General features: G+C 68.2%; 11 protein-coding genes, 1 tRNA gene and 1 pseudogene. 7 read left to right on the top strand and 6 right to left on the bottom strand.

Translation table 11 applies throughout. The annotated features are described in order from the left end of the window. The first annotated feature begins 3 nt into the window (after nucleotides 1-3). The 4 genes and pseudogenes from RIF23_RS13370 to RIF23_RS20835 all read left to right on the top strand — a co-directional run. A complete protein-coding gene (locus RIF23_RS13370) occupies nucleotides 4-402 on the top strand; it encodes a 6-pyruvoyl trahydropterin synthase family protein (protein ID WP_310912819.1) in 399 nt (132 codons plus the stop codon). A gap of 29 nt (nucleotides 403-431) precedes the next feature. After that, nucleotides 432-1,553: a glycosyltransferase family 4 protein gene (locus RIF23_RS13365; RefSeq protein ID WP_310912818.1), complete on the top strand. Its 1,122-nt coding sequence runs from the start codon at nucleotides 432-434 to the stop codon at nucleotides 1,551-1,553. After that, nucleotides 1,550-2,410, top strand: a complete 861-nt coding sequence (locus RIF23_RS13360; RefSeq protein WP_310912817.1) for a class I SAM-dependent methyltransferase — start codon at nucleotides 1,550-1,552, stop codon at nucleotides 2,408-2,410. The genes RIF23_RS13365 and RIF23_RS13360 overlap by 4 nt, the downstream gene beginning before the upstream one ends. Continuing rightward, nucleotides 2,410-3,270 (top strand): annotated as a pseudogene (locus RIF23_RS20835) (lysylphosphatidylglycerol synthase transmembrane domain-containing protein); the annotation flags it as partial. The gene RIF23_RS13360 and the pseudogene RIF23_RS20835, both read left to right, overlap by 1 nt. Nucleotides 3,271-3,390: 120 nt before the next feature. Here the strand turns inward: RIF23_RS20835 and RIF23_RS20830 are convergent. The 3 genes from RIF23_RS20830 to RIF23_RS13345 form a co-directional block, all read right to left on the bottom strand. Then, the gene (locus RIF23_RS20830; RefSeq protein ID WP_407659470.1) at nucleotides 3,391-3,810 is read right to left on the bottom strand and encodes a DoxX family protein; all 420 of its coding nucleotides are present in this window, start codon (nucleotides 3,808-3,810) and stop codon (nucleotides 3,391-3,393) included. A 120-nt stretch (nucleotides 3,811-3,930) separates the two neighbouring features. Beyond that, the gene (locus RIF23_RS13350; RefSeq protein WP_310912815.1) at nucleotides 3,931-5,283 is read right to left on the bottom strand and encodes an acyltransferase family protein; all 1,353 of its coding nucleotides are present in this window, start codon (nucleotides 5,281-5,283) and stop codon (nucleotides 3,931-3,933) included. Nucleotides 5,284-5,395: 112 nt separating this feature from the next. After that, nucleotides 5,396-6,355 (bottom strand): GlxA family transcriptional regulator, encoded by a 960-nt coding sequence (locus RIF23_RS13345; protein ID WP_310912814.1) that lies wholly within the window; start codon nucleotides 6,353-6,355, stop codon nucleotides 5,396-5,398. Nucleotides 6,356-6,425: 70 nt separating this feature from the next. Here RIF23_RS13345 and RIF23_RS13340 point away from each other — a divergent pair, with 70 nt between their 5' ends. Next, nucleotides 6,426-7,379 (top strand): NADP-dependent oxidoreductase, encoded by a 954-nt coding sequence (locus RIF23_RS13340; RefSeq protein ID WP_310912813.1) that lies wholly within the window; start codon nucleotides 6,426-6,428, stop codon nucleotides 7,377-7,379. Nucleotides 7,380-7,441: 62 nt separating this feature from the next. Here the strand turns inward: RIF23_RS13340 and RIF23_RS13335 are convergent, their stop codons facing one another. Continuing rightward, entirely contained in the window at nucleotides 7,442-9,712 is a 2,271-nt protein-coding gene (locus RIF23_RS13335) for a terpene synthase family protein (RefSeq protein ID WP_310912812.1), read from the bottom strand. Between the two features lie 152 nt (nucleotides 9,713-9,864). Here RIF23_RS13335 and RIF23_RS13330 point away from each other — a divergent pair, with 152 nt between their 5' ends. Beyond that, nucleotides 9,865-10,404, top strand: coding sequence for an NUDIX hydrolase family protein (locus tag RIF23_RS13330; RefSeq protein WP_310912811.1), 540 nt, complete (start codon nucleotides 9,865-9,867; stop codon nucleotides 10,402-10,404). Nucleotides 10,405-10,515: 111 nt separating this feature from the next. On the opposite strand, the gene RIF23_RS13325 is transcribed toward RIF23_RS13330, so the two are convergent. Then, nucleotides 10,516-11,256, bottom strand: a complete 741-nt coding sequence (locus tag RIF23_RS13325; protein ID WP_310912810.1) for a DUF5710 domain-containing protein — start codon at nucleotides 11,254-11,256, stop codon at nucleotides 10,516-10,518. A 972-nt stretch (nucleotides 11,257-12,228) separates the two neighbouring features. Next, nucleotides 12,229-12,302: transfer RNA gene (locus RIF23_RS13320), tRNA-Ile, on the bottom strand. 203 nt (nucleotides 12,303-12,505) lie between these two features. On the opposite strand from RIF23_RS13320, the gene RIF23_RS13315 reads away from it, so the two are divergent. After that, nucleotides 12,506-14,032 carry a pyridoxal phosphate-dependent decarboxylase family protein gene (locus tag RIF23_RS13315; RefSeq protein ID WP_310912809.1) on the top strand — a complete coding sequence of 509 codons (1,527 nt, stop codon included), beginning with the start codon at nucleotides 12,506-12,508 and terminating at the stop codon, nucleotides 14,030-14,032. Nucleotides 14,033-14,035 lie beyond the last annotated feature (3 nt).

The raw sequence follows: 14,035 nt of genomic DNA, 5'->3' as shown, positions 1-14,035 counted from the left end.
ACCATGTTCCGAGTCACGGTCCGGGATCACATGATGATCGCGCATAGCCTCCACGGGGAGGTGTTCGGCCCCGCCCAACGGCTCCACGGAGCCACCTATCTCGTGGACGCGACCTTCCAGCGTCCGGAGCTGGACCCGAACGGGATCGTGGTGGACATCGGTCTGGCCACACAGGAACTGTCGCAGGTCCTGTCCGCCCTGAACCACCGCAACCTCGACGAGGACCCCGAGCTGGCGCATCTCAACACCACCACCGAACGTCTGGCCCAGGTGGTGGCCGACCGGCTCGCCGAACGGGTCCGGGCGGGTGCCTTCGGGGACGCGGGTCACGGGCTGGAGGCACTGACCATCACCCTGCACGAGTCACACATTGCCTGGGCCAGCTACGAACGGCGGCTCTAGCGACCCGCGCACGGCCAGGAAACGGGGGTATGCCGGTGACTGTGGTCCCTGACCCCACGCCTCCCCTCCCGCGCATCGTCCACACCGTGACCCCCGGGGATGTGGCGGACGCGACCGTACCCAGTGGCGGCAACGTTTTCGACCTGCGGTTGGCGCGGGCCCTGTCGACGCGGGGACACCAGGTGCACGAACATCCCGTGCACGGCCCCTGGCCCCACCCGGAGGTGAAGGCACAGGAACGGCTGGACCGTTGCCTGGCCGGAATCCCCAGCGGCCAGACCGTTCTCGTCGATGGGCTCGTTGCGGCTGGCGCGCCCCAACGGCTGCGCCGCCACGCCGAACGGATCCACCTGGCCATACTTCTGCACCTGCCGGTGGGCGATGCTGCGCGCAACGGCGAGGACGGCGACCCGGCGGTTCTGGACCGTGCGGAACGCGCCGCGGTGCACGCAGCCCACACTGTGGTGACCGTGAGCAGCTGGGCGGCCCGGCGCGTCGTGGAGGTGCACGGAGTGCCCCCCAGCCGGGTGTCCGTGGCGTACCCGGGCACCGCGGCCGCACCGGTGACCCGGCCCAGTGATCCGGGCGGGCGGTTGCTCTGTGTCGCGTCGGTGAGTCCGATCAAGGGACATGACCTCCTTGTCGATGCGTTGGCACGGCTGCGCACCCACAACTGGACCTGCACCATGGTCGGTTCCCTCCGCCGAGCTCCGGAGTTCGTGGCACACGTACGGCGTCGGCGCGACGACACCGATCTGGGAACACGAATCCACCTGGCCGGACCGCGTAGCGGCCCGGCACTCGAATCCACCTATGCGGACGCGGATCTGTTGGTCCTCGCCTCCCGGGTGGAGAGTTACGCGATGGTGGTGACTGAGGCACTGGCGCGGGGGATCCCGGTCCTGGCCCCAGCGGTGGGGGGACTGCCCGAGGCCCTGGGGCAGGACGAGGACGGGGCCCAGGCGGGAATCCTGGTCCCCCCCAGAAATGCCCGAGCCCTGGCGTGGGGCCTGCATCGCTGGCTGACCCATCCCCAGTTGCGGGCCGGGATGCGCGGTGCGGCGATCCGGCGACGCGCCACGCTGCAATCGTGGGACCACACAGCGCGGCAGCTTGCCGTGGCCCTGAGCGTTGGAGGAGCTGCACGTTGAGTACCCCGGACCTGCCCAGCGTGGATCCCGAGTGGCTGGCCCTGCGTGCGGACGCCGACGCGGCGGCCCGCAGTGCGGAACTGGTGCACCGGCTGGTAGCGGAGCTGGATCCACCGGCCAACCACCCGCTGGTCATCTGGGATCTGGGGTGTGGAACGGGGGCGCTGATGCGATGGCTGGCACCGCTGCTACCCGGCCCCCAGCACTGGGTCCTCTGCGACCGCGACGCGACGCTACTCCGCCACGCCGCTGCGTGCGTGCCAACAGTCACCGCCGATGGGGGGACGGTCACCGTGGAAACCCGGGTCGGTGACGTCGCCGCCCTGGATCCTCGGGACCTGCGCTCCAGTGGCGCCGTGCTCGTCGGCGCCTCGGCGCTGCTTGACCTGCTCACGGCCACGGAGCTGCGCCAGTTGGTCACTGTGGTCCGGTCCGTGGGCTGTGCGGCACTGTTCGCCCTGTCGGTGGTGCGGCGTCCCGAGCTGGATCCCGCCGACGAGCGCGACGCGGCGTTCGCATCGGCCTTCGCAGCCCACCAGCAACGGTCTGTTCCCGGCCGTGGCACGCTACTCGGTGCGGCCGCACCACAGGCCCTGTGTACTGAGTTCCGGCGGCAGGGAATGGTGCCGTACTCCGCCGCGAGTCCGTGGCGGATTGGGGCAGGACAGCCACAGCTGGTGACACAGTGGCTGCTGGGCTGGATTGAGGCCGGCTGTGCCTGGCGTCCGGCGCTGGAACAGTCCGCAACGGACTACCTCGCTCGGCGCCGCCAGGAGCTGGCCCGGGGGACGCTCCGGGTGACCGTGCCGCATATCGACGTGCTGGCCCTGCCCAGGTCTGCCGAGGGGAGGTGCTGATGCCGAACCGGCTCAGGCCGTGGGTGCGGCTGGCGATGGCTGCCGCCCTGCTGGGGATGCTCGGACTGCACCTGGGCGCAGAGTCCTTCGCGTCCGGAGTGTCCGCGGTCCGGCCGGACACCGTGGGAACCGCGCTGGCAGCCGGGCTGGTGTGGACCGGCTGCAATGCCGCCCGGTGGCGCCTGGTCGCGCGGCAGCTCGGGGTGGAACTGCCCTGGTCGGCCGCGCTGGCCGACACCTACCGGGCACAGTTCGTCAACGCCGTGCTGCCCAGCGGTGTCCTCGGTGACGTGCACCGTGCCTGGTGCCACGGGCGGCAGGTCGGGGATCTCGGCCGGGGTACCCGCATCGTGGTCCTGGAACGGGTCTCGGGGCAGCTTGTCCTCATCGGGGCGTCCCTGGTGGCGCTGGCTGGTTATCCGCGACTCTTCGGGGAGGCGGCTCGCGAGCTGGGGGTGGTTCCCGGGGTGGCTCTCGTGCTGGCCGCGGGTCTCGCCGCCGGGGTGGCTCTGGCCGGATGGCTGCGGCCCCGCTCGTGGCTGCGCAGGGCGGTGACGGCTGTCTGGAGGGAGGTCCGCACCGGGCTCCTGCCTGTCTGGCTGGGGATCGTGGCGCTGTCCACGGGTGCGCTGGGGGCCTATCTCGCGTTGTTCCTGGTTGCCACGCGCAGCACGGGGACGACCGCCCCCCTGGGTGTGCTGGTGCCGTTGCTGCTGGTGGCCCTGGTGGCGATGGCCCTGCCGGTGAACGTCGGGGGTTGGGGGCCGCGGGAAGTCGCGGCTGCGGGCACGTTCGCAATGGTGGGCCTGGGGGCCGCGGACGGGCTCAGCGCAGCCGTGGCCTACGGCGTGCTGACAACGATTGCCCTGCTGCCGGGAGCGGCGGTGGTGCTGATCCGTACCCACGTCCGCGTAGCCGTTCCCCGGCCACGTCGTGGGCCCGTGGGGGGAACGAGCGCGGGGCGTTCCCAGGGCGCTGGCTCAGAGCCCCCGGATCCGGTCCACCAGGCTCCGCGTCCAGGGCCAGCGGCCCCAGGCGAGAAGCAGGAACAGCACCAGCAGTGCAGTGGTCTGGGCCGCGAGAATCGCGCCGTCCTCAAGCACGAACAGATTCGTGGCGGTGGCGCCGACCATAACCCCAGCCAATGCGAGTGCGGCGATCCCGGCCAGTCGGGGCAGAAGCAGGCCTACGGCACCGGCGAGCTCCACAACTCCGGTGACGTAGCGGAACCACTGTCCCAGCCCGATCTCGTCGAACAACACGACCTCGGCGGAGGCCCCGAGAAGCTTATTCGCAGCCACGAAGGCGAAATATCCCGCCAGGAGGATCTGCGCCCCCCACAGGGCGATGTTCACGCCACGACTGCGCTCGGGAACGGCGGACCGCTCGTTCGTGGACATGTTGCTCCTTCTCGTACCGAGCGTGACGACGTCGAGGTGTACCGGGGACGCGCGACCACAGCCACCGTGGAGTGACGTCACCGTACCCACGGTGGCTGTACGGAATCAACGGCATGGTGGTCAGCGCAGTGCTCGGGCAATTCGGGGTGTCCCGTAGACCATGAGGACACCGATCAGGTACAGGGCGTACAGTCCCAGTGGGATTCCCACGGGACCGTGAAGTTCTGGTCCGGAAAGGCCCACGAGGATCAAAGCGACAATGCACAGCGCCATCCCGGCGGGCACCAGCACGCGGGGGCCCAACGACAGGTGTTCCGCGATCGCCACGCCCGTGGCTCGGGCCTCCACCCAGCCGAACAATGCCACGAGCGTGATCAGCAGTGCGGCGAGGACGCCCAGCCAGGGCAGGCGCAGGAGCAGCCACTCCGCGGAGTCCACCGGAGGCTGCGGCAGAATCCCGGTCGGATACAACACCATCGCACCGAGCACAGCGGCACTCATATGCCACAGAAACACGGTGAACACCACCGCGTTCACCGCCACCACCGCGGTCCACGGCCGCCTGCGCCGCAGCCACCGGTTGCTGGGGCCGGACAGCAGGAGGATCATCCCAATCTGTGCCGTGGCCAGCGCAAGGAGTGGAATCGTCGGAGGGCCCGCGTTGGAGGCCTCCACCCCGGGCACGGTGACCATACTGACCGGGTAGGGGCCCACGGTGACCAACAGTACGGCCCCCGTCAGGCCACCGCCGGCGAGCAGCGCGCACGCGCTGGGCCGCGTGGGCAGCAGCCGGTCGTACCAGCAGTATCCGGCCTGGTGCACCGCCAGCCAGGCGCACAGATGCCGAAGAATTCGCATCGATTCCGGCTGCGTGTCCGTGACGTGGGTGACGTAGATCAGGTCGAACACGGCGACACCGACCACCAGTCCCGCCACCACCCCCAACCCGAACCGACGGTGCAGCCGAAAGGTCACCGGGGCCAGTAGGACCATGCCCATATAGGCCGCGAGAAACCACAACGGCATGGTGGCGACCCATGCCGCCAACGCCACCAGTTCGGTGTCACCCCTCACGGCGAACACGAATACCGCACAGCAGACGAGCACACCCAGAAGCACCGACGTGGGCGCGAGGAGCCGCACCGCACGGCCCCACAACCACGAGGCGGCCTGGCCTCCCCGGCCCAGGTGAGCAGTCAGGGAGGCCGCGTTGGCATAGCCGCCCACGAAGAAAACCACCGGCATTACCTGGAACAGCCAGGTCAGCGGGGAGGTCCAGGACAGCTCGGCGAGCACTGTGGTCCCGTGGAGACCGTTCGGCCTGTCTTCCACCACCAGCAGCAACCAGTGCCCGAGGACGACGGCACAGATCGCCACCGCACGCATCAGGTCGACATGCCGATTGCGGTGGGCGGGCGTACGGTCGGCCATGTCACGCAGCGACCGCAGGGGTCCTTGCCAGTTGCGGGTCACGTCCCTCACCGGGCCGGGCCACACGATCCTGAAGAGGCGGTTTCCAGGATACGGTGCCCAGAGCCATTTTCGCGCACACATCGGTGCACGGTCATCCGGCCTCCCGCAACGGTTACTCCGCGCGGTCGAGTACCGCACCGCGGAATGTGCGGCGGTAGGTCAGTGGGGGAACCCCCAGCTCTGCGCGCATGTGCTTGCGTAGTGCGGCGGCGGTTCCGAATCCGACCTGATGCGCCACCCGTTCCACGGGAAGGTTTGTGGACTCCAGGAGTTCCCGGGCCCGGGCCAGTCGCTGCCGCGTCAACCACCGGGCGGGGCTGGTTCCGGTCTCCTCCTGGAATCTCCGGGCGAAGGTTCGGGGACTCATCCGGGCATGCTCGGCAAGTTCGGTGACGGTGAGCGGCAGGTGTAGTCGATGTGTGGCCCAGGCACGGGTCGCCGCGGTGCCGAGGTCGGCCTCGGCCGGAACCGGATGCTCGATGTACTGAGCCTGTCCCCCATCCCGCCAGGGCGGAACGACACACACGCGAGCCACCCGGTTGGCGAGAGCACTGCCGTGGTCCCGCCGGATCAGATGCAGGCAGGCATCCACCCCAGAGGCCGCCCCGGCGGATGTGAGCAGGTCCCCGTCCTCGGCGAACAGCACCCGCGGATCGACGGCCACCCGCGGGAAGAGGCGTTGTAGGGTGGCGGCCTCCGCCCAGTGGGTGGCCGCACGACGCCCGTCCAGAAACCCCGCGGCAGCCAGCACGAACGAGGCTGTGCAGATGGACACGATCTGGGTTCCAGGCCGTACCACCCCCAGGGCAGAGCTCACCTCCGGGCTGAGGCTGCCGGTACTGAGCAGCGGTTCCAGGTCACATGGCGGAATCACCACGATGTCGGCCGTGGCGAGCAGCGCGGCATCGTGCGCAACCTCCACGTCAAAATCCGCACCGGTACGGACGGCGTCCCCGGTTGGGCTACAGGTTGCCACCGTGTAGCGTTCCGGCGCCGAACCGAACACCCGGCTGGCAATCCCCAGTTCGAAGGGGTATACGCCGTCGAGGGCGAGCACGGCCACCGTATCCATGGCAGGATCGTATCGGATACTGGCGTTTCTGCCATTGTCGCTCGGAAATCGGGGCGCGATGCTGGAGGCCATGACTGAACGAACCACGATGCGCGCCATATCCCAGGACGTCCTCGGCGGACCCGAGGTCCTGCACGAGACCACCACGGAGATTCCTGCTCCCGGAATCTCGGAGATCCGGGTTCGGGTCCATGCGGCCGGACTTAACCCCACGGACTGGAAGCATCGGGCTCAGCGACTGTTTCTGGGAGACCCGCCCTATGTGCTGGGCTGGGACGTTTCCGGGGTAGTCGACGCCGTGGGCTTCGGGGTCACCCTGTTCGCCCCTGGAGATCGGGTCTTCGGGATGCTGCCCTACCCCCATGGGGCCGGGGCCTTTGCCGAGTACGTGACGGCGCCGACGCGCGCCTTCGCCCACGCGCCGAGCGGACTCTCGCACACCGAGGCTGGGGCCCTGCCGCTCGCCGCGCTTACCGCCTGGCAGGCGCTGGTGGACACCGCTCGGCTCCAGTCCGGGCAGCGCGTACTCGTCCATGCCGCGGCCGGCGGTGTCGGCCATCTCGCGGTCCAGATCGCCAAGGCCCGCGGTGCCCACGTCATCGGAACGGCCAGCGCCGGCAAACACGCCTTCCTCAAGGACCTGGGAGCCGACGAACTGGTCGACTACCGGGAGGTGGACTTCGCCGAGGCCGTGTCCGAGGTCGATGTGGTGCTGGATCCGATCTGTGGCGAGTACGGCCGGCGGTCGGTGTCCACTCTGCGCCCCGGTGGCGTTCTGATCCCCCTGCTTCCGGTTCCGGACGAGGAGCGGGACGCAGCGGCCGCCACGCGGGGGATCCGAGTGGCACCCATGTTGGTGGAGGCCGACCACGGGGGCATGGCGGCGATCGCCGAACTGGTCGAGCAGGGTCGGCTGCGTCCGCACGTCAGCGAGGTCTTCCCTCTGAGTGGGATTGCCGAGGCGCACCGCCGCGGGGACGAGGGGCACACCAGCGGCAAGATCGTCGTGCGCATTCTGGACTGACCCCCGGCCCACGAATTCGGTGCCGCGGGGTGCCCGTTCGGGGCACCCCGCTGTGGATCTAGCTACCGGGCGACGTGCTGGGCCGGGACCGCGACGCGCGCCGCCGAGGTTCCGATTCCGGTGGGTCCCCAACGACGGGGTTCCAGGCCCGACCGGGTGGGCTGCGCCAGGGCACTCCCCGCACCCAGGTGGTGCCGCCGCAGTTCATGCTCCTGGTAACGCGCACACTTGCGGTGCCACTCCAGAATTCCCGACATCCAGTCCTTGAGCTTGGCGGCATGCGCGCTCAGGGCGGTTCGGGCCCGTTGGTCCAGATTGTGTTCGACGAACAGGGCGGGCAGATCGTGCGCCACGATGTGTTGGAACTGTTCCATACGGGCGCGCATGAGGTCGGCCACCACATCCCGGGCTGTGAACCGGTCCAGACACAGGAAGTTCTCCACGACGAGCACGAGGTTGTGCAACTCGCCCTCGAACTGAATCTCCTTCTGGTAAGAGAACAGGTCATTGACGAAGCAGGCGTAGTCCTGTGCCGCGGTCTCCATCTCGCGGATGGTGCGGGTCTGCTCCAGCCCGGGCGGAATGTCGTCCACGTGGGCGAGCCGGGACAGGCTCATCGTCATGTCCGAGCCGAAGGTTCTCCGACGCATCTCGATGTAGTCCACCGGATCCGGAACCCGGTGCTGGGCCTGATTGTCCAGCTCCCACAGCCAACTGGAGGTCATGTCCATGACCGCGGTACGGAACCGATCCCGTGCCGCGGTGGTCATCGCTGCGGCGGTCCGACGCCACAGGTCGGCCAGTCCACGTTCGATCGGGTTGGTGGGCTCGGGAGTCGCGCCGAGGTCCAGGGGCATGAACGCCGGAAGCCGGTCGTTACATGCCTTGGCTGCGGCCACGTCTCGACTGGCCCCGAACACCACCGGAAAGTAGTCGTCACCATAGGTTCCCCAGGCCAGCCAGTCCGAGGACAGGTTCAACTGCTCGGGGCTCGCATCAGCGTGGATCATGGCCGCGCAGTGCGGCAGGTCGAACAAGAGGAACCTGCGCTCGTCCCAGACGCCTCCGGCCTCAATACCGGGCACGGAGTCGAACATGCCCATCCGGCGGGCCCAGTCCACCGCGTAACTCCGCGCCGCGTCCAGATGCGGGCTCATCCGGTAGCTATAGGGCATGTAGATCTCCGGTAGGGGAAGATGCCCCACGGGGGCCAGCACCGGTTGGGACCGCTGCCCCCGCCGCCGCTGGAGACCGGGCCCGAGCGCGGTGGCCCCGAACGGGGATCGTGCCGCCGCGGTACCCAGTCCTGTGGGCCCATGCACGGAGCGGCGGGCACCGGAATTCATGTAGCGGCTGGATCGGGCATGCCACTCGTGTCCCCCGGCCTGCCAGTCCTGAAGTCCCTTCACGTAGGCGGCCAGGGCTGCCTGCTCGTCGGGCGGCACACCGTGGTCGGCCACGAGGCCCGGGACCTCGTGCAACGCTATGTCCTCGAACTGCACCAGGCGGGAGGTCAACAGGTCATTGACCCGATCCGCAGCCTCCTGGGTCGTGCAATCGAAAAACCGCTCGAACACCAGAACCGCGTTGGAGTTCTCCCCCTCTTCCTCAACCTCGCGCTGGTAGGAGAACAGGTCGTTGCGCAGGTGCACCGCGTCGGCGAAGGTGTCGCTGAGGCTGGACACGGCGCGGATGTCACGCAGGTGGTGCGGCACCTCCACACCCACGGCGCACTCGACCAGATTCGCCGACCATGGTGCTCCCCCGACTCGACGCCGCATCTGGATGTACTCGATCGGATTCGCGATGCGTTCCCGGTTGATGTTGTCCAGCTCCCACAGGGACTCGATCATGAGGTTGTGGGTACTGACAGTGAATCGTTCGCGCCACTCGGCCGACATCTGCGGCACGGTTCGGCGCCACAGGTCACACAACCCGGTCTCGGCGGCATTCGCGGGTGGGGACTCGGGATGGCCGTCGGCAGCCATGATGTCGTCGAGTCGGTTCAGATAGGCCCGTGCCCCCTGGAGGTCCCGGGAGTTCTTGAACCGCTCCAGGAAGTCGTCGTCGAAGAAGAACACCCACACGTACCAGTCGGTGATCAGGTCCAACATCGGGCCGTCACAGTCGGGATGGGTGTACCCGCACATCAGGGCGTAGTCCATGGACGCCAGGGCGTCCTCGTCCCACACCAGGCCGCCACGCGGGGTGCGGCTGTCGAGCATGCCCATCGTGCGGGCCCAGTCCAGGCTGTGCTGGCGGGAACGCTCCACCTGGGGATTGAGACGGGGGGGATACGGTAGGTAGAAATCGGGTAGGCGAAACGCCTCCATGAGCACCCACTCTCGTCGAGTCTCCGGGTCCCTACTCCCCGTAGGGTAACCATCTCACTACGGTTTGGGGAGGGATTCCGCAAACGTCACGTGGTGGACGGGATACGGGTTGTCGGTGTTTCTCAGGGCCCCGAATGCGATAGAACGGCGGCATGCGCGAAACCACTGACGGGGACGCCCCCGGTTGGCTGACATCCACCGAACTGGCCACGGCTCGGGATCAGCTTCCGATCCTGTACATCAACGCCGTTCCCGTTCGAGTCGACGACGCTGGGACTGTGACCCACGTCGGTCTGCTGCTGGGGGTGGCCCCGGATGGCAGCATCAGCCGTGCCGTGGTCTCCGGCCGGGTCCTGCATCACGAGCGCATCCGGGATGCGTTGCTGCGCCACCTGGAAAAGGACCTCGGGGCCGTGGCACTGCCCCACCTACCGACCGCTCCCCAACCATTCACAGTCGCCGAGTACTTCCCCACCCCCGGAGTCTCCGCGTTCCATGATCCGCGTCAACACGCGGTGTCCCTGGCCTACGTCGTTCCGGTCGCCGGCGACTGCGAACCCCGTCAGGACGCACTGGATCTCGTGTGGCTAACCCCGGAAGAGGCAGCCAGCCCGGAGGTCCAACAGGAAATGAGCGGCGGCCAGGACGTCCTGGTACGCCAGGCACTCGCCCACGCCGGCCGACTGCCCTGACGGGTACGACGTCCCGGGCGCGAACTCCATCGGCGCCTCCGCAACGACGGGCCGCACCACGCACAATAGGGCGCATCCGTTCGAGGGTTCGCACGCCCCACAACCGGCCTCCTACGGCTCCCCTTCCAGGGTGCGCCGCGCTGTGTCCACCCGATCACGGGCCCTAGGGGCGGGCAGCACGCGGATCCCCGCATCGGTCAGCATAGACAGGTCCAGCGACCACACGTGGCGGGACCGCTCCTCCCACACCGCGAACGCCTCGTCGACATGGGCACGGGCCTGGGAGGGCCCCATCTCCGTCACGCTCATCAGGTGCGCGAACGCCTGCCGTTCCAGGCCACGCACCTGGGCGTAACCAAAGTGTGTCACCGTGTGACACGGCGTGCACACGCAGATCAGCCGGCGCAGGGTCTGCACCCGGAGCCGGGCATCGTACACCCAGCGCTCGTGGACCTCCATCCACCGCTGCTGCGCGCGGTCCGGCTCGGCTCCGCAGATCTCGCAGACGTTGCCGGCACGGGCTGTGACCATCCGGCGCACCCGTTCCCAGTCCCTGGGCTCCAGGCAGGAGCGGGCGTTGGTAAACCAGCAACTACTCGGGACAAGGTCGACATAGAGTCCCGAGCCCAACGAGCGGTCCTCACCGGGGAGAAGCGTGGGCAACTCCGGCGCCGCCGCCCAGCGTTCCAGTGCCGCGATCCCCGCACGGGGCGCGTACCACCGGCGGGCCGTGCCGTCCCACCGGGCTCCCGCCGCCTTGGCCTCGTCCTTCTCGGCGAAGGGGACGTCAAGCCAGATCCGTTCCTCCACCGGCGGCTCGCCCCGTGTGCCGTCGTCGCGGGGCCGCGGCACCCGCGGTTCCGCCTCTCCACCGGTTTCCGCAGGCTGACGACGTTGCGCGCCAGGGGTGCGTGTTACGGAAACGCGACCGGGCGGCGTTTCCTGTCCCGCCTCGCGTGGCCGGAGGTAAGTTTCGTTGATCTTCTCCAATTGTGGGACCTCCACCACAAAAGCCACCCATGCCTCCCACTGGCCGGAGGCGTTGCGGCCGATCCACCGGGTGAGCAGCCCCTTGTTCCATTGTCCCTGAGAATAGACCCAACACAGCCGGGTACCGGGGGGTGTGAAATCGGGAAAGCAGGCGATGCAGGGATCACGCTCATGGCGCACCCGCGCGAGGGGGACAACCTCCGGATCATATACGTCCTGCCCGCGGGCTCGAGCCTTCTTGTGCCCCTCACGCAGGGCGACACAGTTCGTTGAGCGATGGAAAACGTCGCCACCAGTAGTAACTGCCACCCGTTCGGTGAGGCCGGCCGGAACCTCCTGGCAATAGGAACACTGACCTTCCAGGAGATCGTGATGACATCTCCGTATATTCACCCGTACATCATGCCATTCAGTCGATGCGGAACGGGAGGTTTCGCACACCCCTAGACTCAGGAATCCCGCCCGAGCACGATTAGAGAACGCCTGGCCATTGTTTTATTTCCTGGTCACAGGGATTCAGCACGATCGATCCACCACGATCTTTTCGGAGTGGCGACGAGCACAGGGAGCCTCTCCGCCCGCATGATCCGGACGGTCACGACCTCATCGCCGACGGGCGCAGGATCGGCCCGACCAGAATCCGGGATCGACGTGCGGCGTCCCCGATCTGCGGTGAGATCGGCCCGTACGCTGCGGACTGCGTCGCGGGACGCGGCGGCCCCGGGTCTCACTCGCAGCACCGCCGCTGGCGGCATACCCGCCCCGTCGGGCCCCTCGCTCCCCCACGAGCCCGATGCCACCAACCAGAACAGACCAAGGCTCCGGGGCGATGCGTGGGGCGGGCGGGACTTGAACCCGCGACCGACGGATTATGAGTCCGCTGCTCTGACCGGCTGAGCTACCGCCCCTGCCGCCCGCGGCCACGCCGGAACCGTAGGTCACGCGGGCGCGCTCATCCTAGCACGCGGGCTGTTCCCGGTTTCGTGACACGACGCGTCCCCGGAGGTCCCGGCATCAACGTGTAGCCCAGGGGTACCCCCGTATCGACATCATCGATTAATAGGTTAGGCTAACTTTTGTTTCGTTAGGCTAACCTTAATTAGGGTGATCGATGAGCGTGCACGAGCCCTCCCAGTGGACCGACACCGCCCCCCGTACGCACCTGCTCACCGGAACGACCAGCGGGCAGTACCAACAGCTCGTCGCGGCCGGGGCCCACCGCGTGGCCCGCAGGATCGCCGGCGCCGACGGGCCCACCACCGGCCCCACCGTGCGCCAGCTGACCACCAGACTCGCCGGAATCGATTTGGACCATCCCCTCCGGGACAGCCAGCTGGCCCTGGACGAACTCGAGGACATCTACCTCCGGGATGCCGTCTACTTCCACCATCCCCGCTATCTCGCACACCTCAACTGCCCCGTGGCCCTTCCGGCCCTACTCGGCGAAACCGTCCTCAGTGCCGTCAACTCCTCCCTGGACACCTGGGACCAGAGCACCGGCGCCACGCTGATCGAACAACGCCTGGTCGAGTGGACCGCCCAACAGATCGGCATGGGACCCTCCGCCGACGGGGTCTTCACCAGTGGCGGCACCCAGTCCAACCTTCAGGCACTACTCCTGGCCCGAGACGAGACCATCAGCCGCCTGAACGCTGACGATCCCCGCGGCGCCACTGGCCCCACCTCCGCAAACCTGTCCCGGCTGTGCATTCTGACCTCCGAGAGTGCACACTTCAGCGTGGCGAAGTCGGCCGCACTCCTGGGGCTGGGCTACGACGCGGTGCGGACCGTGGCCTGCGACGCCACCCGCCGTATGGTTCCCGCCGCACTCCGCGCGGAAATTGAGGACTGCCAGCGGCGGGGGTTGGTTCCGATGGCGGTGGTTGCCACCGCGGGAACCACGGACTTCGGCAGCATTGACCCACTGCCCGACATCGCCGCCGAGTGCACCCGCAGCGGGGTGTGGCTGCACGTGGACGCCGCCTACGGCTGCGGTCTCCTCGTATCCCGACACCGTTACCGCCTCGACGGGATCGAACATGCCGACTCTGTCACCGTGGACTTCCACAAATCCTTCTTCCAGCCGGTCAGTTCCAGCGCCGTCATCGTGCGCGAGAGACGTACCCTCCGCCACGCCACCTACCACGCGGAGTATCTGAACCCGGCCGACACGGCCACCCAGACACCGAATCAGGTGGACAAGAGCATTCAGACCACACGCCGATTCGACGCCCTGAAGCTGTGGCTGACCCTCCGCATCATGGGCGCCGAGGCCATCGGCACACTCTTCGACACCGTGATCGAGCGCGCCACCGAGGCCGCCGAGATCCTGACGGCCGACCCACGCTTCCAACTCGCCGCCCCACCCCAACTCAGCACGGTCGTGTTCCGCTATGTCCCGGGCGCCGGTATTTCCGCGGCACAGGGTGATGCCGCCGCGGTGTACGCCCGGAACGCGCTGTACACCTCCGGAAGCGCGCTGGTGGCACAGACCACCGTGGACGGCCGACGCCATCTCAAGCTGACCATTCTCAACCCCGACACCACCCGGGCCGACATCACCACGGTGCGTGACCTCCTCGCCGGCCACGCCGAAGAGTACCTGGCTGCCAACGGAGTCCTCGCCCCCGCAAGCTGAGAA

It is taken from the genome of Lipingzhangella rawalii, from assembly GCF_031628175.1.
Taxonomy (GTDB): domain Bacteria; phylum Actinomycetota; class Actinomycetes; order Streptosporangiales; family Streptosporangiaceae; genus Lipingzhangella_A; species Lipingzhangella_A rawalii.
Note: the sequence above shows the minus strand (reverse complement) of the source record. Positions and strands in the feature narration are given on the sequence as shown.

Coding starts and splice junctions, on each gene's coding strand:
- RIF23_RS13345 (WP_310912814.1), bottom strand. CDS start 6,355: ATGGATACGGTGGCCGTGCTCGCCCTCGACGGCGTATACCCCTTCGAA.
- RIF23_RS13315 (WP_310912809.1), top strand. CDS start 12,506: ATGAGCGTGCACGAGCCCTCCCAGTGGACCGACACCGCCCCCCGTACG.
- RIF23_RS13340 (WP_310912813.1), top strand. CDS start 6,426: ATGACTGAACGAACCACGATGCGCGCCATATCCCAGGACGTCCTCGGC.
- RIF23_RS13365 (WP_310912818.1), top strand. CDS start 432: ATGCCGGTGACTGTGGTCCCTGACCCCACGCCTCCCCTCCCGCGCATC.
- RIF23_RS13335 (WP_310912812.1), bottom strand. CDS start 9,712: ATGGAGGCGTTTCGCCTACCCGATTTCTACCTACCGTATCCCCCCCGT.
- RIF23_RS13370 (WP_310912819.1), top strand. CDS start 4: ATGTTCCGAGTCACGGTCCGGGATCACATGATGATCGCGCATAGCCTC.
- RIF23_RS20830 (WP_407659470.1), bottom strand. CDS start 3,810: ATGTCCACGAACGAGCGGTCCGCCGTTCCCGAGCGCAGTCGTGGCGTG.
- RIF23_RS13330 (WP_310912811.1), top strand. CDS start 9,865: ATGCGCGAAACCACTGACGGGGACGCCCCCGGTTGGCTGACATCCACC.